This is a genomic window from Ectobacillus ponti (genome assembly GCF_024294785.1).
GTDB classification, from domain to species: domain Bacteria; phylum Bacillota; class Bacilli; order Bacillales; family Bacillaceae_G; genus Ectobacillus; species Ectobacillus ponti.
On the sequence record NZ_JANCLT010000001.1, the window covers coordinates 607,152 to 627,494 of the forward strand.

At 54.3% G+C, this 20,343-nt stretch carries 25 protein-coding genes; 4 read left to right on the plus strand and 21 right to left on the minus strand.

Annotation, left to right across the window (positions count from 1 at the left end; genetic code table 11):
- Nucleotides 1-19 precede the first annotated feature (19 nt).
- The 10 genes from NK662_RS03105 to NK662_RS03150 form a co-directional block, all read right to left on the minus strand.
- A complete protein-coding gene (locus NK662_RS03105; RefSeq protein WP_254757238.1) occupies nt 20-1,042 on the minus strand; it encodes a ThiF family adenylyltransferase in 1,023 nt (340 codons plus the stop codon).
- On the minus strand, nt 1,039-1,527 hold the full coding sequence (moaC, locus tag NK662_RS03110; RefSeq protein WP_254757240.1) for a cyclic pyranopterin monophosphate synthase MoaC: 489 nt from the start codon (nt 1,525-1,527) through the stop codon (nt 1,039-1,041). Before moaC ends, NK662_RS03105 begins: the two co-directional genes overlap by 4 nt.
- A 14-nt stretch (nt 1,528-1,541) precedes the next feature.
- On the minus strand, nt 1,542-1,772 hold the full coding sequence (gene moaD, locus NK662_RS03115; RefSeq protein WP_254757242.1) for a molybdopterin converting factor subunit 1: 231 nt from the start codon (nt 1,770-1,772) through the stop codon (nt 1,542-1,544).
- Complete coding sequence (locus NK662_RS03120) at nt 1,769-2,221, minus strand: molybdenum cofactor biosynthesis protein MoaE (RefSeq protein ID WP_254757244.1); 453 nt, start codon at nt 2,219-2,221, stop codon at nt 1,769-1,771. The genes moaD and NK662_RS03120 overlap by 4 nt, the downstream gene beginning before the upstream one ends.
- Nucleotides 2,214-2,720, minus strand: coding sequence for a molybdopterin-guanine dinucleotide biosynthesis protein B (mobB, locus tag NK662_RS03125; RefSeq protein WP_254757246.1), 507 nt, complete (start codon nt 2,718-2,720; stop codon nt 2,214-2,216). The genes NK662_RS03120 and mobB overlap by 8 nt, the downstream gene beginning before the upstream one ends.
- Nucleotides 2,711-3,976: a molybdopterin molybdotransferase MoeA gene (locus tag NK662_RS03130; RefSeq protein WP_254757248.1), complete on the minus strand. Its 1,266-nt coding sequence runs from the start codon at nt 3,974-3,976 to the stop codon at nt 2,711-2,713. Before NK662_RS03130 ends, mobB begins: the two co-directional genes overlap by 10 nt.
- A 246-nt stretch (nt 3,977-4,222) precedes the next feature.
- On the minus strand, nt 4,223-4,798 hold the full coding sequence (gene mobA / locus NK662_RS03135) for a molybdenum cofactor guanylyltransferase (protein WP_254757250.1): 576 nt from the start codon (nt 4,796-4,798) through the stop codon (nt 4,223-4,225).
- A complete protein-coding gene (locus NK662_RS03140) occupies nt 4,795-5,304 on the minus strand; it encodes a MogA/MoaB family molybdenum cofactor biosynthesis protein (RefSeq protein WP_254757252.1) in 510 nt (169 codons plus the stop codon). Before NK662_RS03140 ends, mobA begins: the two co-directional genes overlap by 4 nt.
- Nucleotide 5,305: 1 nt before the next feature.
- Nucleotides 5,306-6,319 carry a GTP 3',8-cyclase MoaA gene (moaA, locus tag NK662_RS03145; protein ID WP_254757254.1) on the minus strand — a complete coding sequence of 338 codons (1,014 nt, stop codon included), beginning with the start codon at nt 6,317-6,319 and terminating at the stop codon, nt 5,306-5,308.
- A gap of 112 nt (nt 6,320-6,431) precedes the next feature.
- Nucleotides 6,432-7,763 carry a NarK family nitrate/nitrite MFS transporter gene (locus tag NK662_RS03150; RefSeq protein ID WP_254757256.1) on the minus strand — a complete coding sequence of 444 codons (1,332 nt, stop codon included), beginning with the start codon at nt 7,761-7,763 and terminating at the stop codon, nt 6,432-6,434.
- A gap of 230 nt (nt 7,764-7,993) precedes the next feature.
- On the opposite strand from NK662_RS03150, the gene NK662_RS03155 reads away from it, so the two are divergent.
- On the plus strand, nt 7,994-8,500 hold the full coding sequence (locus NK662_RS03155; protein ID WP_254757258.1) for a hypothetical protein: 507 nt from the start codon (nt 7,994-7,996) through the stop codon (nt 8,498-8,500).
- Between the two features lie 24 nt (nt 8,501-8,524).
- Here NK662_RS03155 and NK662_RS03160 read toward each other — a convergent pair whose 3' ends face one another.
- From NK662_RS03160 to NK662_RS03175, 4 genes are all read right to left on the minus strand, one after another.
- Nucleotides 8,525-9,181 carry a VanZ family protein gene (locus NK662_RS03160; RefSeq protein WP_254757260.1) on the minus strand — a complete coding sequence of 219 codons (657 nt, stop codon included), beginning with the start codon at nt 9,179-9,181 and terminating at the stop codon, nt 8,525-8,527.
- Nucleotides 9,142-9,504: a hypothetical protein gene (locus NK662_RS03165; protein WP_254757262.1), complete on the minus strand. Its 363-nt coding sequence runs from the start codon at nt 9,502-9,504 to the stop codon at nt 9,142-9,144. Before NK662_RS03165 ends, NK662_RS03160 begins: the two co-directional genes overlap by 40 nt.
- A 12-nt stretch (nt 9,505-9,516) precedes the next feature.
- On the minus strand, nt 9,517-9,930 hold the full coding sequence (locus NK662_RS03170; RefSeq protein WP_254757264.1) for a nucleoside 2-deoxyribosyltransferase: 414 nt from the start codon (nt 9,928-9,930) through the stop codon (nt 9,517-9,519).
- Nucleotides 9,931-10,073: 143 nt separating this feature from the next.
- Nucleotides 10,074-10,628 (minus strand): LOG family protein, encoded by a 555-nt coding sequence (locus NK662_RS03175; RefSeq protein ID WP_254757266.1) that lies wholly within the window; start codon nt 10,626-10,628, stop codon nt 10,074-10,076.
- A 145-nt stretch (nt 10,629-10,773) separates the two neighbouring features.
- Here NK662_RS03175 and NK662_RS03180 point away from each other — a divergent pair, with 145 nt between their 5' ends.
- Nucleotides 10,774-11,343, plus strand: a complete 570-nt coding sequence (locus NK662_RS03180; protein WP_254757268.1) for a GNAT family N-acetyltransferase — start codon at nt 10,774-10,776, stop codon at nt 11,341-11,343.
- A gap of 1 nt (nt 11,344) precedes the next feature.
- Nucleotides 11,345-12,073 (plus strand): MBL fold metallo-hydrolase, encoded by a 729-nt coding sequence (locus NK662_RS03185; RefSeq protein ID WP_254757270.1) that lies wholly within the window; start codon nt 11,345-11,347, stop codon nt 12,071-12,073.
- A gap of 35 nt (nt 12,074-12,108) precedes the next feature.
- On the opposite strand, the gene NK662_RS03190 is transcribed toward NK662_RS03185, so the two are convergent.
- The 7 genes from NK662_RS03190 to NK662_RS03220 all read right to left on the minus strand — a co-directional run bounded on the left by NK662_RS03190 (nt 12,109) and on the right by NK662_RS03220 (nt 18,638).
- Nucleotides 12,109-12,390 carry a hypothetical protein gene (locus NK662_RS03190; protein ID WP_254757272.1) on the minus strand — a complete coding sequence of 94 codons (282 nt, stop codon included), beginning with the start codon at nt 12,388-12,390 and terminating at the stop codon, nt 12,109-12,111.
- 114 nt (nt 12,391-12,504) lie between these two features.
- Nucleotides 12,505-13,329: a DUF4405 domain-containing protein gene (locus tag NK662_RS03195; protein ID WP_254757274.1), complete on the minus strand. Its 825-nt coding sequence runs from the start codon at nt 13,327-13,329 to the stop codon at nt 12,505-12,507.
- 66 nt (nt 13,330-13,395) lie between these two features.
- Nucleotides 13,396-14,661 carry an MFS transporter gene (locus NK662_RS03200; protein WP_254757277.1) on the minus strand — a complete coding sequence of 422 codons (1,266 nt, stop codon included), beginning with the start codon at nt 14,659-14,661 and terminating at the stop codon, nt 13,396-13,398.
- A gap of 2 nt (nt 14,662-14,663) precedes the next feature.
- Nucleotides 14,664-15,296 (minus strand): TetR/AcrR family transcriptional regulator, encoded by a 633-nt coding sequence (locus tag NK662_RS03205; protein ID WP_254757279.1) that lies wholly within the window; start codon nt 15,294-15,296, stop codon nt 14,664-14,666.
- Nucleotides 15,297-15,456: 160 nt separating this feature from the next.
- On the minus strand, nt 15,457-17,205 hold the full coding sequence (locus NK662_RS03210; protein ID WP_254757281.1) for a peptidoglycan-binding protein: 1,749 nt from the start codon (nt 17,203-17,205) through the stop codon (nt 15,457-15,459).
- A gap of 73 nt (nt 17,206-17,278) precedes the next feature.
- Nucleotides 17,279-18,091 carry a DUF2785 domain-containing protein gene (locus tag NK662_RS03215; protein ID WP_254757283.1) on the minus strand — a complete coding sequence of 271 codons (813 nt, stop codon included), beginning with the start codon at nt 18,089-18,091 and terminating at the stop codon, nt 17,279-17,281.
- Complete coding sequence (locus NK662_RS03220) at nt 18,045-18,638, minus strand: histidine phosphatase family protein (protein WP_254757285.1); 594 nt, start codon at nt 18,636-18,638, stop codon at nt 18,045-18,047. Before NK662_RS03220 ends, NK662_RS03215 begins: the two co-directional genes overlap by 47 nt.
- Nucleotides 18,639-18,914: 276 nt before the next feature.
- On the opposite strand from NK662_RS03220, the gene NK662_RS03225 reads away from it, so the two are divergent.
- On the plus strand, nt 18,915-20,342 hold the full coding sequence (locus NK662_RS03225; RefSeq protein WP_254757287.1) for an efflux RND transporter periplasmic adaptor subunit: 1,428 nt from the start codon (nt 18,915-18,917) through the stop codon (nt 20,340-20,342).
- Nucleotide 20,343 lies beyond the last annotated feature (1 nt).

The window sequence follows — 20,343 nt, forward strand, 5'->3', positions numbered from 1 at the left end:
CTTCTAATCGGCTGCATGGTCATCCAAAGTACCGCTGATACAGCGTTCTTGCTTCTTGTATGTCCTTTGTGCCATGGATGAGAACGCGGCCATCCTGAAACAGCACGACCCGGTGCCCTTCCAATTCCGTCATGGCCAAATACGGATTGCGCTGCAGCGGCTGGCCGGTCCGTTTCATATGCTCTGCCAATTGTTCGAAATCGAGAGAATACGGCAGCCTCAGCTGCACCGTATCCCTGCCGCATAATACGGCCGCTTTGCTGCCGGTCTCTTCATTCAGTGCCGGATACGTCCGCGCTTCACCGCAGGACAGACAAGCCGCCTGCTTCTTCTTGCCCATGCGCAAAAACATATGGTCGTTGGCCCACACATCAAAGATTGCCAGCGATGGACGGACAGCTTCCTCCCGGCCCGTCAGCAGCTTGAGCGCCTCGGCCGCCTGATAGGAAACGGTCATGGCCACAGCCGGGCCGATGACCCCCACATTGTCACAGGTGAGGCTGTATGCCGGCAGGTGCGGCAGCAGACAACGGAAGCAAGGTGTTTTGCCTGGAATGATGGCCATCGACATGCCGTAGCTGCCCGTACAGGAGCCGAATACCCAAGGAATGCTATATTGCTGGGAAGCGTCGTTCAGCAGCAGCCGCGTCTCAAAATTGTCAGTTGCATCTATCATAACATCAATTCCCTGCTCACAGTATGCCAAAATTTCCTTGGCTGACAATTCGCCGACTATGGCTTCAATCTGCACCTCGCTGTTAATTTGTGACAATCTCTGCTTCGCCGCCACAGCCTTCGGCAATCCGCGCTCGGCATCCTGCTCTGTATAGAGCTGCTGCCGCTGCAGGTTGCTCCAATCCACGTAATCACGGTCAATGATGGTCAGTCTGCCGACCCCCGCCCGCACCAGCAGCTCGGCATTGCCGCAGCCAAGAGCTCCGGCGCCGACAATGAGGGCATGCTTCTGGCGCAATGCCTCCTGCCCCTGCTCGCCAATCGGCGCAAAACGTGTTTGTCGGGAATACCGTTCATGGCTGCTCATGCTTGATTCCTTCTATAATCACCGTTTTTTCCGCCTGTCTTCTCCACCAGATACGTAGGGCCAATCACGATGCCTTTATCAATGGCCTTGCACATATCATAGATCGTCAAGGCACAGACAGAGGCTGCAGTGAGCGCCTCCATTTCCACGCCGGTGCTTCCCTTTGTTTTTACAAATGCGGCAATATGAAGCTCGTATTCTTCCCCGCGCTCCTCCCAGCGGAAGCTGAGGTCCACGCCGCTCAGCGAAAGCGGATGGCACATCGGGATGATATCTGCTGTTTTCTTTGCTCCCATAATGCCGGCCACCTGGGCGACAGACAACACATCCCCTTTCTTCACCTTGCCTTCCGCCATCTTTTCATATACGTCACGGGAGACAATGACACTGCTGGCGGCATGAGCCGTACGCGCTGTTTCTGTCTTTTCCGATATATCCACCATGCGGGCTTTTCCGCTTTCATTAAAATGTGTAAATTCACTCATGCTGCCATTCCTCCTCAGCCGCCGCTGACCGGCGGAATTAATGCTACCGTATCGCCTGCGCGAATCACTTCATCCTCTTCCGCAAACTCTTCGTTGACGGCTATCATCACACTGTTGTCCTGCAGATCATACTGCTCCGCCAATACCCGGCGCAGCTGTGACACCGTCAGCTCCTGTTCCTCAAGCACCAGGCGCGGCTGGCCGAATTTCTCCTTCAAATGGGCAAATACAAGCACTGTAATCATTGGTCCACCTCCGGCTTGCCAGTCGGGTAAGCAACAGTTCCCTGCTGATTGCCAATCCACTCTTCCCCGTTTTCCCAATGCTCCTTCTTCCAGATCGGCACCATTTCCTTAATGCGCTCAATTGCGTGGCGATTGGCCTCGTATGCATGGGCGCGATGCGGGGAGGAAACTGCGATCACCACAGCGGCATCGCCGATTTCCAGACGCCCGATCCGGTGTACAATGGCGGATTTCGTGCCCGGCCACTTTTCTGCGATTTCCCTGCCGATTTGCTCCAGCTTGGCTGTTGCCATCGGCACATAGGATTCGTACTCCAAATACAGTGTTTTTTGCTCGCCGGTGAGCTCCCGTACCGTTCCGATAAAAGTTACGACAGCACCGGCATTGCGGTGCATCACGTGCTCCGTTACCTTGCCGGTGTCAATCGGAGTTGCAATAATTTCAAACATAACGCTGCTCCTTTACATATTGCTGAACCCAATTTATATATGCTGCTGCATCATGGACAGAAAAGACCGGAACCTCCGCTGTCAGCGGCTCCCATGCGAGGACTGCCCGCACGCGCGTTGCCTTCTCCAGCAAATCCAAGTCCTCTTCTGTCCGAATGCAGACCATTTTATCATAGTCCGCTTGCTTATAGCCCTCTATTACAATCACATCCATCTCCAAAGCGGTATAAAGGGCAATCCACTTTTCCAGGCCCTCCCCACGCAATGTCAGGACAAATGTTCCGTCCCCTTCCACTCCTGCTGCAGCGGCACCTGCTTCATAATGAAGCGTGGAATCCTTCCCGGCAGGCAGCTCCGGCTTCCCGCCGTGTCCATGGTGCTTGACCGTGCCGACCCGGAAGCCGGCTTCCGTGAGAGAACGGACGATTTGCACGGCTGCCGTTGTTTTCCCGCTGTTTTGGTATCCGGCAATCTGCAAAATCACTGGCTTTATCGCCATTGGCCGGTTCCTTCTTGGTCATCCAGCAACAGGACATCAACCATGCTGCCGGCTTCCCAGCCGCGTGTGCCGCCCGGCAGCACAATCAGGCAGTTCGCCTCAGCCAGCGAGGAAACAATATTAGATTTATCTTTTCCGGACGGCGCTGCATATAATCGGCCGCCGCTGAAGGACAGCTTGCCGCGCACAAAGCGGTCAAATGGATTCGGCTTGGTGAAATCCTCCTGCAGCTCAGCCTGCACCCGCTGCGAATAGGGCCGCTTCATGCCCATCATGGCGCGGATGACCGGCCGGGCAAACAGCTCAAAGCCTACATAGCAGGCTGATGGGTTGCCGGACAGCCCGAACAGCAGCTTGCCGTTCCGTTCGGCAGCAGATGTGACACTGCCGGGGCGCATCCCGATTTTATTGAACAACGGCTGTGCGCCAAGCTCCTGGTATACGGCCGGGATATAATCGAAATCCCCTACCGATACACCGCCTGTTGTCAGCACAAGATCAGCTTGCTCAAGCGCCTTCTTGACGGCAGCGAGCGTTTCGCCCAAGGTATCCTGCACTTTTCCGATATACAGCGGCTCCGCCCCGCTGCGGAGGACCTGCGACAGCAGCATATAGCCATTGCTGTTTCTGATTTTCCCCGGTGCCAGCGGCTCGCTTGGATCAAGCAGTTCGCTTCCCGTGGCGATGACTGCCACAACCGGCTTGCGGAACACCGGCACCTCCGCATAGCCAAAGGTTGCCAGTTGTGCTACCGTGCCGGCATTGATCATCGTGCCCTGCCGCAGCAGCAGCTCGCCTTCCTCCATATCCTCGCCGATGCGGGAAATGTTCTCGCCTGTCTTCACCTTGCGCTTAATCTGGACATATAGAGCACCGTCCCGTTCTTCTTCTCGTGTCAGTTCGCGCATGATGACAGCATCGGCACCGTCCGGCATCGCGCCGCCGGTCATGATTTTCACCGCTTGTCCCCGCTCCACGCAGCCGCGCCACACATCGCCAGCCGCCACTGTACCGAGCACCTGCAGCCAGACAGGGCTGCCTTCTCCCGCCTGTTCCGTGGAAGCCGCACAAATGGCATAGCCATCATACGGAGAACGGGTAAACCACGGTACAGGATGAGTTGTATATATATCTTGCGCCAGCACACGTCCGGTGCTTTCCTCCAGCTTTACGGCTTCCGCTTCCTTCAGCCGGGGAAATTGCATGACCCGCTGGACCGCTTCGGCAACCGGAATGGGTTTCCGCATCAATGTCATACTTATCAGCCTCTTTTATAAAATAAATTGAATTCCCCTTGAACCGGGATGGATACGTATATGTTAGAATATAGCGAAATATATGTCCCTGTAGCGTGACATACATCACATTGTACAACAGAAGAGAGAGCGCTGTCACAGATTCTCCACTTTCTTTTTTACTTTGCCCTGTCCGGCACGGCACGCGGCTGCTGGAATCCCTCCCGAGCAAAAAAATCCCCATTCGTTAAAAAAGGAGACTGCCCATTATAAGGCACTCTCCTTGTTCAGCAGCTCCGTGTACTCGATCCGGGTGTTAACATTCATAAACTGCTCCGGCTGCGCCTGCAAATCTGCTTCGGTTACATAACGGACTGACAGCCGGGAAAGGAAGGACATCATCCGAAGCTCACCCTGCTGCAGTTGCTGCTCAAGCACAGCTTTCGTGCTGCAGTGATAGGCGGCAATCAGCGGCTGCTGGCGTCCCTCTATTACTGGAACAACCGCCTGCATGCCGCCGGCAAATGTCAACAGCCGTTCGATTACATCCCTTGTCATACGGGGTGTATCACACGGCATGACAATATACCAATCCGCCTCGCACTCTGTCATGCCGGTCAGAATGCCGGCCAGGGGGCCCATGCCCGCATAGGCAGGCAAATCCGGAACCCGCCGGCCAAAGCTGTCGAGCTGCGGAAGCGGACTGATGATGACGGTGCTGTCTGCCGCCAGCGCGGATATGGCATGCTCTACAAACGTTTTGCCGTTCCAGAGCGCCAGCGCCTTTGGCGACCCGAAGCGGCGCGATTGTCCGCCCGCCAAAATAATGCCTGCTGTCTTCATTGCCGGTACAGCTCCCATACAATATGCCGCAGCTCCGGCAAGATGAGCTTCGTCATCGCCAGACGCACCGCACCGGTGGAACCGGGCGTGGCAAATACAGCTTTTCGGCCATTGGTGCCCGCAATGGCGCGGCTCATCATGGCGGCGCTGCCAATATCCTCCGTATAGCTCAGCATACGGAACAGCTCGCCAAAGCCAACAATTTCTTTCTCCAGCAGCCCCTGCACGGCCTCAATGGTCACATCACGGCGGGTGATGCCGGTGCCGCCATTTGTCAGCACCACATCCACGTCAGGATGCTCCCAGCCAGAGCGGATGGCTTCCTGAATATCCGTCTTGCTGTCTTTCACAATTTCATATGCAGTTGTTTCATACCCATGCTCCTCGAGCAGCTGCATCATGAGCTTGCCGCTTTTGTCCGTTTCTTCGTTCCGCGTATCGGAAACCGTCACGATCTTGCAGCGCACCGGCTGCGTCGCTTTTGTTTTATGCTCTTGGACGCTCATCTCATCCTCCAATATACGACATTTCAATTCGCTTCTTCTGCCGGCCGGACTCATAGTAGGAAACGCGCTCCTCGGAATAACGGTCATCCCGCTTGTGCCAGGCCGCCCGCAGGGTGCCCTGTATTTCCTCATCGCTTGCCGCGCTGCGCAGCAGCGGTTTCAGCGGCAGTCCTTTGTCTGCAAACAAGCAGGTATAGAGCTGCCCATCCGCTGACAAACGCGCCCGTGTACAGGAGGAGCAGAATGCCTCCGAAACCGAGGAGATAAAGCCGACCTCCACATCTGTGCCAACGTAGCGGTATCTCGATGCCACCTCGCCAAAGTAAGCCGGATCTGCCGGCTCCATCGGCATCTCCGCGTGGATCATATCACGGATTTCCTTGTTGGTGACAACATCTTCCATATTCCAGCCGTTGGACGAGCCGACATCCATGTATTCAATGTAGCGGAGCATAATTCCTTTTTCCTTGAAAAAACGGGCCATCGGCAAAATTTGCGAAGCGTTCATGCCTTTTTTGACGACCATGTTCACCTTTACGGTCATGCCGGCTTCCAATGCCGCATCCACGCCCGCCAGCACCTGCCCGGAGCGTGCGCCCACCCCATTCATGACAGTAAAAACCTCATCATCCAGCGCATCCAGGCTGATGTTGACCCGCTTCACGCCGGCTTGATACAGATCCTTCGCGTACCGCTTCAGCAGTACACCATTGGTGGTCAAGGCAATATCCTTAATTCCCTCAATCTCATACAGCATTTTCACCAGCTGCACCAAATCCTTGCGCAGCAGCGGTTCGCCGCCGGTCAGCCGGATTTTCTCCGTGCCCAGCCCGGCAAACTGCTGCGCCAGCCGCACAATCTCTTCAAATGAAAGCAGCTGCTCCCGTGGCATGAAGCAAATATTGGCTTCACTTGGCATGCAGTAGACACAACGGAAATTACAGCGGTCTGTGACGGAAATACGCAAATCACGCAGCGGCCGATCATAAGCATCTCGTACCTGAGTCTCTCTCATGTTGCTTGCTCTCCTTTCGCAAGAAGCAATTCTATCTATAGAAATTGCAAAAAGGGGGTGAAGCTTCCTGCCGGGCTTCAGCCCGGCCAGAAACTCCTTTCCCCCTCTATATTCAGCATTTTACTTCTGAGTTTTTACGCTGATAGTAATACCAGTTCAGCGCGACGGAAACGACATAGAATGCGATGAAGAAGTAGAACGCTGTTACTGGTGTTCCAGTGGATGCCACAGACCAGCCGAACAGCTTTGGAATGAAGAAGGAGCCGTATGCTGCAAATGCTGCCGTGAAGCCGAGCACCGGCGCTGCTTCCTTCTGCGGAAAAATGTTCGGAATCATTTGGAATGTAGAACCGGAACCAAGACCTGCTGCTACAAATAATACTAGGAAAGATGCCAGGAAGCCAGCAAATTGCTTCAGATTCAAGAAGTAGATGACACCCAGGGCACCAATGGACATAATGATCAGTACGATTGCTGTTACGCGGGAGCCGCCGAATTTGTCAGAGACCCAGCCGCCGACCGGACGTGCCGCTGCCGCTACAAGAGCACCCAGGAATGCCAGAGGCACATATTGCGGGAATTGCTGCTTCAACAGCAGCGGGAATGCCGCAGAGTACCCGATGAAGGAACCGAATGTTGCCACATACAACACAGTCATAATCCAAGTGTGCTTACGCTTTACGATCACGAACTGGTCTGCTACAGATTGCTTCGCATTTGGCACATTATCCATGCCGAAGAATGCGATGATTGTTAAGATGACAATCGGGATCACCCAAATGAATGCAGCGTTTTGCAGCCAAACCTGTTGGCCATTTTTCAGCACCTGGCCGCCGCCGCCGATGGCTGCGAAAGTGCCGGTTGTAATAATCAACGGTGTTACGAATTGTACAACGGATACACCCATATTGCCGAGGCCGCCGTTAATGCCAAGCGCTGTACCTTTTTCCTTTTTTGGGAAGAAGAAGCTGATATTTGCCACAGAGCTGGAGAAGTTGCCGCCGCCAAGGCCGCAGGCTGCAGCAAGCAGCAGCATGACCCAGTACGGAGTGGCTGTATTTTGTACGGCAAACCCGATTCCGATTGCCGGCAGAGCCAGCACCGCCGTGGAGAACACAGTCCAGTTGCGGCCGCCAAACTTGCCGACGCCAAAGGTATAAAGGAAGCGGAGTGTTGCACCGACAAGGCCCGGAATGGCCGCGAGCGTAAACAGCTGCTCCTGGGAAAATGCAAAGCCAATATCATTCAAACGAACTGCGACAACAGACCAAATCTGCCATACGATAAATGCCAGCATCAAGCTTGGCACGGAGATCCACAGGTTGCGGCGCGCGTGGATTCTTCCTTCCGCCTCCCAATAAACTGCGTTCTCCGGATTCCAATCGGCAGGCAATCTGCCTTTTCTATTCAACTGACCCGCTGTAGGTTTTGCTACAGTCGCCATATAAATCCCCTCTTCTCTGGATTTTTTATAACTGATGGAGTGCACTCTTTATGTTTGTATCATATACAAAGCGGCGAAAAGAGAATGTGACATTTATCACAGAAATTCCTCTCCTGTGACAGTGTTCACAGAATAGTCAACGCTGCTTTGAGATAATAAGAAAAGCGGCAGATTATGATCGCTTATGCTGCGAAACGGAAACAATGGAGAGAAACAAAGGAGAGATCTGAATGCTGAAAGCCCGAATCGTATATCAAAGTGATGCTGCGCAGGAGCGCCTGCAGCCCTTGCTTACCGCTGCCATGGAGCAGCTGCTCACCCTGGAATGGCGCGAAGCTGTACACGAGCTTGGTATATCCTTTTCAGAAAGGCTTACCTATAATCAATACACAGCGATTCACCAATTCCTGCTGACTGCGGCCAAAGCGCTGGAAGGCCGCATTCATGATAAGGGAGCCATGCTCGGCTATCTGATGGACAGCACGCCGGCTTACATTGTCACCAACTGGGATGCCTGGAGCCGTATGCTGCATGAGAAAAAGCTGCATTCTGCCAAAGGGGAATATGTACATATTTATAAGGAAGGCGAGCTCCTGGAAAGCGGCATTCTGCTGGAATATGAATTCTCGCCTGCAAACACACCATTTGCTCTTGTCAGCTGTACTCTCATCACATCAGAAGGGGAGCAAACCGTATACGGGGATCACCTCACGTTAGAAGCGGAACAACGCTTTTAACCCAACATAAAAAGGCTGAGTGCATCAGCCTTTTTGTTGTTCCGCCCGCAAGCGCAGCCGGTCATACAGCCAGGCGCCGCATATGGCGCCGAGCACGTTCAGCAGGATGTCATCCACATCGAAGCTGCCCCGGCTCAGCGCCTGCTGGGAAAATTCAATCGTTAAAATGCAAACCAGAATGCCAGCCAAGGTCCAACGCTTGCGCTGGAACAAGCGCATCAGCAGCCCGCCGAGCGGGATAAAGGGGAGAATATTGCCGAGCAAATTACTCCAGACATATAAGTGGTCCCAGCCCCGGTCGATATACTCCCGGATCGTATGAAAGGGAATATAGTTCGCTTCATATACATCATAGCTTCTGCCAAACAGCATGGTCAGCAGGATGAACAGATACAGGATGCTGAAGACAAAAATGAAGGCTTCCGGAATTTTCACAGCAGGGCCCTTTCGCCGTGACCACAGCAGCAAATACAGCATGTACAAGCACAAAGTCCCGGCCAACCGGAAGGCCAGAAACAGCAATGGGGAAGCATAAGGGATCAACACAAGCATGAGACGGTCCCCGGCATGCTCCATGAACAGGAACGCCAGCACCGCCGCAGCGCAGAATACCGCAACATGATGGAACATACGCTTCATCGTTATATCCATGGTGTCCGCTTCGTGCGCTGCAGCAGCCACTTCAGGTCCACACGCGCCAGCACCGGCTTGTAGCCGAACGCGCTTTGCTGCAGCCGTACCTGAATCGGTGCCGGCTGCTCCTTCTGGTTCACAAGCAGCCATACGTTGTATACATCTGACTGCACGGTTTTCTCAAAGCGCGAGACAGTGACTCTGTCAGGCATGGTGTCCAGCTGCAGCCGCTGCATATCCAGATAACGCTGCAGTGCCAGCTCCCGGGTCGGCACATATTGCCTTTGAATGTCGGCAGCCAACGGATACAGCAGAGCCCCGCTTAGTCCCAGCAGCAAAAAACAGCTGCGCAGTTTTCTTCTCAGACGCATATCCACCGACTCCTATCCCTGGCGCGGCCGGGCATGCCCCCGCTCCGCTTCCAGCACATACTCTATGAAAGCAGCAATCTCGCCGACATATCGGTCCACTCCCGCAATATGATAAAAGGAGCAGGCCTGCGCCGGGTCGTTGATTTCAGGGGATGCCGAATACAAGTAGACACGCTTCCCCAATGCCAGAGCCATGCCCAGCTCTGCATGCGTTCCTTTCCCGCCCGGCAGCAGCACTGCCACGAAATCCGCGGCAGCAACGGCCTGCAGCTCCGCTTCCCCAATCGCCTGCAGCTCCGATATGTCTATGGGTCTCTCATTCTTTGTCCAATCATAGGTTTGCATAAAGCCCTCCGCAGCAAATGCGGCGGCTGCCTCCCGCACTGCCGCTTTATTCTGCAAACCGGATGCAAGGTAAAAATTCAACGCCAGCTCCTCCTCCGAAACGATTATCTCTATCGTAACAAGAATATAACGATTTTGCCATGCTGACAGCCGCTCTTCCATCATGAAAAAAATGGCGCAAAAAAGAGGCGGTGTCCTCCGCCCCAGTTCTTGTTCACCCTGCATCAGGAAAGCGGAAACTGGTAGGAAATCAGCTTTTCCAGCAGGCCGGCCGCCTCATGGTCCGACACAAGCAGCTTTGTCTGGCTCATCGGCATGAATTCCGCCTCGGCAGTATGCAAAATGAGCTCCAAAACAGGATTATAGTAGCCTTCAATATTAAGCACACCGATTGGCTTTTGGTGCAAGCCGATTTGAGCCCAGCACAGCACCTCAAACAGCTCTTCAAAGGTGCCGAAGCCTCCCGGCAGAGCAATATAGGCATCTGCGAGCTTGGACATCAGTGCTTTGCGCTCATGCATGCTGTCAACCTCAATGAACTCAGTCAGTCCCTCATGGGCAATCTCTTTCCGAAATAAGCCGCCCGGCATGACGCCAATTACCTTACCGCCGTGGGATAAAGCCGCATCTGCCGCAGCCCCCATGAGGCCGAGACGGGAGCCTCCGTACACAATTTCCAGCCCCTGCTCTGCAATAAGCCTGCCAAGCTCGGCGGCTTTTCTTTCATAGGACGGATGGTTGCCGGGTCTGGACCCGGCGAAAATACAAATACGCTTCATGACAGATTCCCCTAACTCTCTTATCTTCTTCTCCCTTATTATACCATTTCCTCATTTGGAGATTCCCCCTTTTTCGCACGGGAAGGAATTGAGAGGGTGTTCCCCGAATTAAGTGCAAGATATGAAGAGAAATGAGGGGGAAAAGATGAACAGCAATTTTAACCTGGAGGATTTTCCAGTTTTGGAGACAGAACGCCTGCAGCTGCGGGAGCTTCAGCTGACAGATGCCGGGGCGGTGTTCCGCTGCCTGTCAAATGAGGCTGTTACCCGGTATTGGGGCGTGCTGCCGTTCTCTTCCATTCAGCAGGCAGAAGGCTTCATTCAGAGCTGCCGGGACGGCTTTGCCGAGCGGCAGCGCATCCGCTGGGGCATTGTCCGGAAAGAGGACGGCGCCTTCATGGGCACATGCGGCTTCCACGCCTGGAACAAGGGGTGCAGCCGCTGTGAGATCGGCTACGAACTGGCAGAAGAATATTGGGGCCATGGCTATGCTACAGAAGCGATTCGGGCCCTCACTTCCTTCGGCTTCCGTGTGCTGGAGCTGCACCGCATCGGCGCGGTCGTATACCTGGAGAACACAGCTTCCCAGCATGTGCTGGAGAAGCTCGGCTTTGCAAAAGAAGGTATTTTGCGGGATTATATGAAGTGTGATGGCAAGTACTATGATGTGTACATGTCTTCCCTATTACATCCTACAAACCTAAAGGAGAGCTAGAATGCGAGTGACAAAAGGAGTAGAAATGCTGGAGCTGCATGCGCAAGGCTCCAATGGCCCTTCCGTGTACTGTCCCACTCTTGTTTGGGACGAGAAGGATGCCATTCTGATTGATACAGGCCTGCCCGGTATGCTCGGTCAAATTCAGGCGGCCATGGAACAGGCAGGCGTGCCGTTTCAACAGCTGCGTGCCGTCATTTTGACGCATCAGGACCTGGACCACATCGGCAGTCTGCCGGCAATTCTGGAGGCTGCCGGCGGCGGAGTCGAGGTGTATGCCCACGCGTTGGAACAGCCGTATATTGAAGGACAAAGGCCCTTGCTGAAGTCCCTGCCGCCTGGGGCGCTGGAGAAGCTGCCGCCGCACGTGCGCGCGATGTTTGCCAATCCGCCGAAAGCAAGGGTGGACAAGCTGCTGGAGGATGGACAGGTACTGCCGTATTGCGGCGGCATCCGTGCCATCTTCACGCCAGGGCATACGCTGGGCCATATCAGCTTATATCTTGAGGAACAGCAGGTACTGGTGACAGGAGATGCCATGGTGTACGCAAACGGCGCGCTGCAGGGCCCGGTCCCTCAGGTGACGCACGATGTGGAAACAGCTGTACAGTCTCTGCAGAAATTCAGCGGGCTGCAGCCGGATGCTGTGGTTTGCTACCACGGCGGCTTGTGCAAAGAGAATGCGAAGGAACAGCTGCAGGCTCTATTGGAGCGGGCAGCGGAAAAGTGAGAAAAAGGCAGCCGTTTTGAACGAGCTGCCTTCTTCTATTTATGCGCGGTCCAATTCCGCAGCTGCCGCAGCAAATAAGGCGCCTGCGGAATCACCTTCACCGAAATGCCCGCTCCCCGGTACGGCATCTCCAGCAGCAGCCCGCGCCGCAGCAGGCTTCCGATTTCCCTGCTGCCGTACGGATGCACCGCTGTCCCCTCCCGATTGGCCAGGCGGATGAGCTCCCACAGCGCCTGCTTCTCGGGCCGCGGCAGCTGCCGCATTTGCTCATAGACGAGCCGCTCACGCTCCGGTACATGCGAAAGAAAATCCTCCATCGGTCCTGCCTCCGTGTCATTTTCTTCATTATAGCAGACATGGCGACCCTTCCTGCAATGTTTGTCTTCGCAGAAAAAGCCGGCCTGTGAAATACGCAGACCGGCTCTTTCTCTTTATACAGCCCGCGCTTTTTTGCGGGAGCGCAGCTTTGTCAGATAGTAGGTAATAATCACGAACACACCCATAATGCCGGTATATGTTGTGATGACGCCGAGAGGATTGACACTTTGTCCGCCCCCTTCGCCTCCCTCTTTATGGAAGCCTTCTCCGCCATCTCTATGGAAGCCGCCCGCAGGCATCTGTCCATTCGCCGCCATGGCCGGGCGGTCGCTTTTCATGCCGCCTTCCATACCGCCGGATGTCTGCCCTGTCAGAATGGACCCTGTGCTGGCCAGACGGGACACAAAGTTCGTAGTGTACATTTCGTAGCCGCCGAACAGCAGCAATGCCACTGTTGCAAGCTTCGCCGCCATGCCAAACCAAGGCTGTGCCTTCACAGACAGCATCTTATTCCAAACGTTCACCACCCATTTCCAGTGCAGGCCGACATGAATGCCGATCAAAGCAAGCACGAAAAAGGAAAGGGAAATATGCAGCATTTGAAACCAGCGCTCATTGGATACCTGAATATTTGGGAACACCACCCGGGAAACAAAAATGCCGCTCACCATAATAAAGGTCATGGTCGCCAGCAGCAGCAGGTTCAGCAAATACCCAAACCGTGTGCCCCATGGCAGCTTCTTATCAAACAGCTTCAGCGTCACCCGCTTGACCCACTGCACGTTCAGCAGGACGTGGGTGAGGAATGCGACGGCAAGGCCCAACCCCGCAATTTCATGGAAGGTCAGGCCGCCCAGCACCCGCTTATTGAACAGCAGTACCATTGTGACCGCCATCAGCAGGTCGAGCGTGAATTTGACATAATTGATCTTCTTCATTGCTCTCATCTCCAGACTCGTTTTTTTCTCTGTGAATTACTATATCTGGAGATTCTTAACTTTTGCTTAAGACTGCGCGTCCAGCTGCCCCTTTGCTTGTGCTGCCGGCTGCTGCACCAGCTTTGGCAGCACAAGCAAGTAATAGCAGGAAACGAACAGCAACAGTCCGCCTAATACGTAGTACAGCACATCGATGCTGACAAAGCCCGGAAAGGCAACCGCAATCAGACCGAGCGCAAATGTGTGGGCCAATGTCATAAATGGATCTACCCAGGCGTTTACACGGCCAATCATTTTTGGGTCCACAAGCTCATTCATCCAGCCCCCCAGCGCCACATTCACCGGCGCCAGCAGCAAGCCCGTGATACCAATACATACAAGGTACAGCCATACGTTTGTCATCGTTGCGACAACGAAAGTCAAAATGCCGGTAAGGAAGATTCCCAGAATCAGCACCCGATGCGGCTGCAGCTTTTCAATGACTTTACTGCTGATGGCACTGCCTGCCACAAAGCCAACACCGAGAAAGATGGAAAAGAGAGAGGCGAATTGCTCATAGTGGCCGGGTGCCAGCTTATATTTCATGGTAAACAGCGGCAGGACTGCAAAGCCCCCGTTGACAAGTCCGAATACGAAAAAGGCAAACAGGATGGAAAGCAGCAGCTTGTAGCTCTTGATGTAGAGGATGCCTTGCTTGAAGTCTGTGAAGATCGTTTGGAAGCTAATATCCCTGAAGTGCGTTTTTCCGTTTGGACGCCGCACCGCTTCGCTGATGTGGCAGCTGCGGATCAGCAAAGCAGAGATGACGAAGCTGATGCCGTCTATCACAACAGACCAGGTGATGCCCAAGTAGTGATAGGACAAGGCGCCGAGGCCGACGCCAAACAGCATGAACACACCCATTACGCTTTGATTCAGCCCGGAAGCCTGCATATACTGCTCCTGATCCAAAATGCCCTGCAAAATCCCTGTCTCCGCCGGACCAAAGAATTTCGTGACGGCGCTGCGCAAAAACAAGATGAGGAAAATGAAAAACAGCGAGTGGGACAATACTGCCGCCAGCAGCAGCACGGTCAGTCCGGCCCGAATCCAATCCGAGCTTTCCGCAATGCGCTTGCGATCCATCCGGTCAGCCAGCACACCGACCAGGAAAAATACGAGCAGCGCCGGCGCTGCATACATCATTTCTGCAAGCGTCGCATAATACGGCTTGCTGCTGAAATGCTCCAGCAGATAAAAGGCAAAGGCCATATTGCCGATGGTTGATCCGAGCTGTGAAGTGAACATTGCCAAAAACAGCTTTGTAAACGTACGATTTTGAAAGATCTCCATGTTCATTCCCCTTTACGATAAGATGCAACGCCCAACAGAAGCCGCATGCTTTCCTGAAACATTTCCAATTGTCTGCGCGGCTGCACAAGCGCGGGCCCCACTCCTTGAATATGCAAAGCCAATCCGTCAAAGAAAATCAGCATCACCTTGGCAGTTGATAGAGCGTCCACCTCTGGAGAAAATTCCCCTGTCCGCTTCCCTTTTTCAAACAAGGCCTCCGTCGCCTCCTGCATGCGCACATAACGCTGTGCCAAATATTCCTTGCGTTCCGCGTGGTCCAGCCCTCCCAAAAAGTACTCATAAATGGCGCGACCCAGCCGGTCGTCGGGCTCCTCCATCGCCTGCGCCTGTGTTTGGAACATGTGTTCAATTGCCATCCAGATGGACGGCGCTTCCTGCAGGATTTGCTCCAGCTGCGCCAAAATCCTCTTGTCATTCTCCTCCATCCACGCGCGGAAAATCTCTTCCTTGCTGGAGAAATACAGATACACCCATCCCCGGCTCATTCCTGTTTCCTCCACAATATCCTTCATGGTTACCGCTTCATAGCCTCTGCGCTTACATACTTCCATGGCCGCTCCTATAATTTGCGACCGGCGCTGCTCCTTCTCGGCTTCCGAAATCTTTGGCGTCATTGCTTTCCCTCCTAAAACTGACACATATGTCACTTTTATTATAATGACACAAGTGTCAGTTTTGCAACCCCATTTTCCATTTTTTCCTAAAATATGTAAAAGCAAAAGCGGACAGCAATCCGCTGTCCGCTTAGTTCATAATGCAACTCTCACCCTGCTTTTATTTCACCAGACTGTACAGCTTCGTCTGTGTCTGCACCCCGGCAATGCCGTCTGCCGCCAGCCGTTGCTTTTTCTGAAAAGCGGTAACCGCAGCCTTTGTGCTTGCTCCGTAATAGGAAGACGGTGCTTCACGCAGGTAGCCGAGCTTATGAAGCGCTTCCTGCAGTCTCTTCACCTCTGTCCCGCGGCTTCCCGCCTTCAGCGTCTGATAGGACAATTTCTTGGCAGCCGGCGGCTTCAGCGCATACAGCTTGCTTTGCGTCTGTGTGCCGGCGATGCCGTCTGCCGCCAGCTTATATTTCCTTTGAAAGCTGATTACAGCATTTCTTGTGCCGCTGTCGTATGCTCCATTGACCGCCCCCCTGTAAAAGCCGTTTTGCTTCAGGGCATTCTGTAAATCCGATACCGCTTTTCCCTTCACGCCATATTTCAAAAGCGGGTAGCCCTTTGCAGGCTTGGCAGCCGGCGGCACAAGAGACGGCGCTGGACGCGGAGCCGCTGCTACAGGCACGGCCTCATTGTTATGTGTCATCATCCAGGATTTGTAGGAGCCCCAAACCGCCACATCCTCCCCGCCAAGGCTCCAGCTGCCGGTCCCCTTCAGATTATACTGATGAACAAGCTGTATTTTTTCGCGGATGGACTCGGCATTTTCATAATAAATGTGGTATGTGCCCGGAGTCATGGTACGGCCGTATACGACCGGCAGCTGATCTCCCTCTCGAATCGTGATGGTCGCCATTGGCGTCCGGGTGACAGGATCAAAAACAGCGGTGCCGCCGTACTGCCTCACCAGCTCCTCAGCCTGATGCGCCGGCATGCCATAGCCGCCCGTTACCGCCCCTTCCTTCCAATACCGCCCGAAAAACGGCAGTCCCAGCACAACCTTCTCCGGTGCGACACCTTGTCCCAGCGCATATTGAATGGACCTTTCCACCCACGAATAGCTGGCGACAGACCCTGCCGGCCCGCCCTGATAGCTTTCATCGTAAGCCATCAGCATCAGGTAGTCCGCATACCGCGCCAGACCCGCGTAATCATATGAGCCCTGCCATCCTGTGTTCCAACCCTCCGGATTCACCGCGACGGCAACGGACACTTCCTTCCCTGCCGGCAGCTTCTGCCGCAGCAGGCGCACCAGGTCGGTATACGCATCCCGGTCTGCTTCCGTCACATTCTCAATGTCAACATTGACGCCGTCCAAGTTATGCTGCACGATAAAATCCGCAATTTGCCCTGACAGCTGCTCCCGGTTGGCAAGCGCAGTGCGGCCGAGCGCCCGGTCCCAATGGTTGCTCAGAAACGGGACCACCCGTATGCCGCGATTATGCATTTCCGTCACCATACGCGGGTCCCATTCCTCCCCGACCTGCAGCGTGCCGTCGCTGTTTATATTAAAATAGCTCGGCGCAACGGTGTTCAGATTCCCTTTTGTCCGGTCCACCTGCTGAATGTATGTGTTTGTCCCGCCGAAAAACAGGTAGCTCATATTGAAGTCCGCCTCATGGGCTGAAGCTTTTTGCATAGGAAAAGCCGTTACCAAAAAGGATCCTGCCATGATGGCCACACTGGCAATCTTGGCATGCGGCAGCTTATCCTTTATATAGCGCAGGGCCGCCTCGCGAATACTGTGTCTGGCTTCCTTTCCTGCTCCCAATTCCGCCGCAAGCTCCATGGTGAACGGCTCTAAATATAAAACAACCTCGTATTCTCCTGCTATTTCCACCAGCTTATGCCGCAAAAACATGGACCCACCTCCATGCTTTAGTATGCGCGTTACCTCATCAAAAAAAGCGCCGGATTTGCATCCGGCGCCCTGCTTATCCATGCTCCAATTGCTGTAAGGCCTGCAAACCATCCAGACAAAGAGCCGCAAACCCTTCGTCTGCCCGGAAGTACAGGCTGCGCAGAAGCAGTTTTCGATTGAGAATGATGTAATCCCGCTCCGGAAACCAATCTGTTTCCAGCACCGCAAACTCCAGCAGCCAAGCCTTCCACTGGTCATCCGCCAGCGCGTCTGCCTGGCGCAGGGCCAAAACAGCCGAAGCGAGACGTTCATCCTCGCCATGCGCATAGATCAGATCATCCCGGCTCACCGCGTACAGAATTGCATCCAGCATGGCCGGCATGAGACTGCCGTCCGGCAGCGTACGCGCCAAAGCCGCCAGCGCATCCGCTGTATGCGCCACACTGTGCGCCCAGCCTTTCCCCGGCACATAGCCGCGCACATCCTGCTCCAGATATATGTACTCTATAACCTGCTCGGCTGTGCTTTCCAGCTGCTCCTCTGACAGGAACGGATCCCGCTCATGCACACGTAAAGCGAGCGGCACAACCAGTACAGAAAAAGCCCGCTTAAATACAGAATCTGTGCCGGCCTCCCCGATTTGAAAAAACAAACCGTTCGGGCTCAGCGCCTGCAGCAGCAGCCCGCGCAGCTCCTTATGGCGGAATTCGCCCCGCAAAATCCACTTTGCCAAGGTGGTATAGGCGAGCTTATCCCGCAGCTCTGCATCTGCCGAGCCCAGACATTCCAGCAGCAGCTGTGCATACGGATAGGCATCTGTATCCGCCGGCACCGTATACTCATTGTCCCGAATTTGCAGCAGTTCTTCTCTTAGTTCGCCCAGCATATGTAACATCCCCTTTTCGTTCAAATATGTACAGTTCGCCGTTTCCCGGGCGGCGGAGCTTCGGTCCATGAAAGCCGCGCTTTCGCAGCAGCCTCTGCATGACAACCATCAGAGCCCCGTGGCTGACAATCAGCGTATCCTCCCCGCTTTGCACAATACTTTCCAGCACAAGCTCCAGCCGGCTCTCCACTTCCTGCTTTCCTTCTCTCTGCGACGGGTGGCCGAAGAGCCAGGCCAACCGCAGCAAGGGCAGCCACAGCCAGCCGGGCAGCCTCCTGTTTTGCCGGAACAATGGGTACACCGGAATCTCCCGCAGCAGGCCGGTTGCGATGATTTCCCCCTGGCAAAAGGCTTCCGCTGTTGCCAGCGCACGCGGCATATCACTGGTAAAGCATTGCTGCCAATTCATGGAACCAGCCGGCCAATTCATTTCCACTGCAGCTGCATCATAGGCCGCAATCCATTGAAATAATTCATCCTGTGCCACGGACCGTTTGCCCAGCGTCTCATGGCACACACGAAAATGCCGCATTAAGCCAACTTTCATCTTTCTCTCCCCCCTCTTCATTATGATACAGGTGATTTCATGGAAACAAGAGGGAGCATTTCCGAATTTGCTGCTTTGCCGCAGCATTTTTCTCAAATGTGACGGCATCGCCTGATCAAGCCGGTCTATGGCGGGCTTGATCAGACGATCGGACAGAACTTGACTCTTTCTATCAATTTATTATCCTGATTTTCATATTTTTCCGATAAAACTACACATGGTGGACACACACATCGACTATAATATATTCCAATCTACAGAAAAAGGGGGATTTATATGTCAGAACTGGCCTTAAATCAAGATGTGCTTCTCAAGCCAAGGCGCAGCCGCAAATGGATGTGGTGGCTGCTGGCGGCTGCAATCATCATTGGCGCAGTTGTTTACTTTACGTTATTCCGCACCAGCGCGCCAAGCACCTCGCAGCAGGTGCAGTACATGAAGGTAAAGCGCGGCGATGTAGCCGAGACGGTATCTGCGTCAGGCACCGTCCAAGCCGGCAAGCAGGTTTCTCTCAATGCCGCCAGCAACAATGTCAAACTGACAGCCGTGAATGTGAAGGTGGGAGACCACGTACAGGCAGGCCAGGCGCTGGCCGTGCTGGATAACAGCAGTGCAAAGGTAAAGGTGACAAGCGCCCAGGCAGCCGTTGCTTCCGCCCAATCCCGCCTGGATAAGCTGAAAGCCGGCCCGGCTGCGCCGGATGTGGGGATGCAGCAAATCAGCATCAACAAGGCGCAGCTTGCACTGGCAAGCGCCAAAGATAAATATGATCAAGTAAACGCGCAGTATACAGCCGGTAAAGCGACCGACCAGGACGTAAAGCAGGCGGACACAGCCGTGAAGCAGGCGCAGCAGGACTATGATTTGGCCCAGCTGAAGCTGCAGCAGCTGCGAACACCGGCCAGCCAGGCAGACCTTCAATCCGCCCAGGCTGACTTGGAGCAAGCCAAGGCGCAGCTCCAGCAAAGCCAGTCAGATTTGGATGCGCTTACGATTAAGGCTCCGATGGATGGGCTTGTGGTCACGGTAAATGGAAATGTGGGCGAGACTCCGGCAAACAACAATCCTGTCCTGGTGCTCGACAACTCCGATGCAGCCCAAATCCAGGTGTCTGCCCAAGTGAGCCAGAGCGACATCGGCAAGCTGCAAAAGGGAATGACAGCTGCCATCAACACGAGTGCTTATGACAACAAAACCTTTACAGGACAGGTGGACACAATCTCTCCGGCCGCTACAACCCAGTCCGGCGTCACCACCTATAATGTACTGCTGACAGTGGATAACAGCGGGCATGAATTGAAGCCGGGCATGACAACGAACGTAACTGTGGAAATCGGCAAGCATACAAACGTCTTGTACATACCGACAGCGGCACTTCGTGATTTCAATGGAAAAAGCGGAGTTCTTGTGGAAGGGACGGCCAGCACGAACAGCAGCGCCACCCGCAGCAGCAACAACAGCGGCACTGGCAGCCGCAGCCTGCCAAGCGGTGTTCGCTTTAAGAGTGTTGAAGTCGGCTTCTACAGCACGGACAAGGTGGAAATCACATCCGGCCTCGCAGAAGGCGACCGTGTAGCCATCATCTTCAACACGCAGCAGAACAGCCAGAACGGGCAGCGCAGCAGCCTCGGCGGCTTCGGCGGCAGCGGCTTCGGCGGCAGCGGCTTCGGCGGCACAAACCGCCAAAGCAGAGGAGGACAATAAT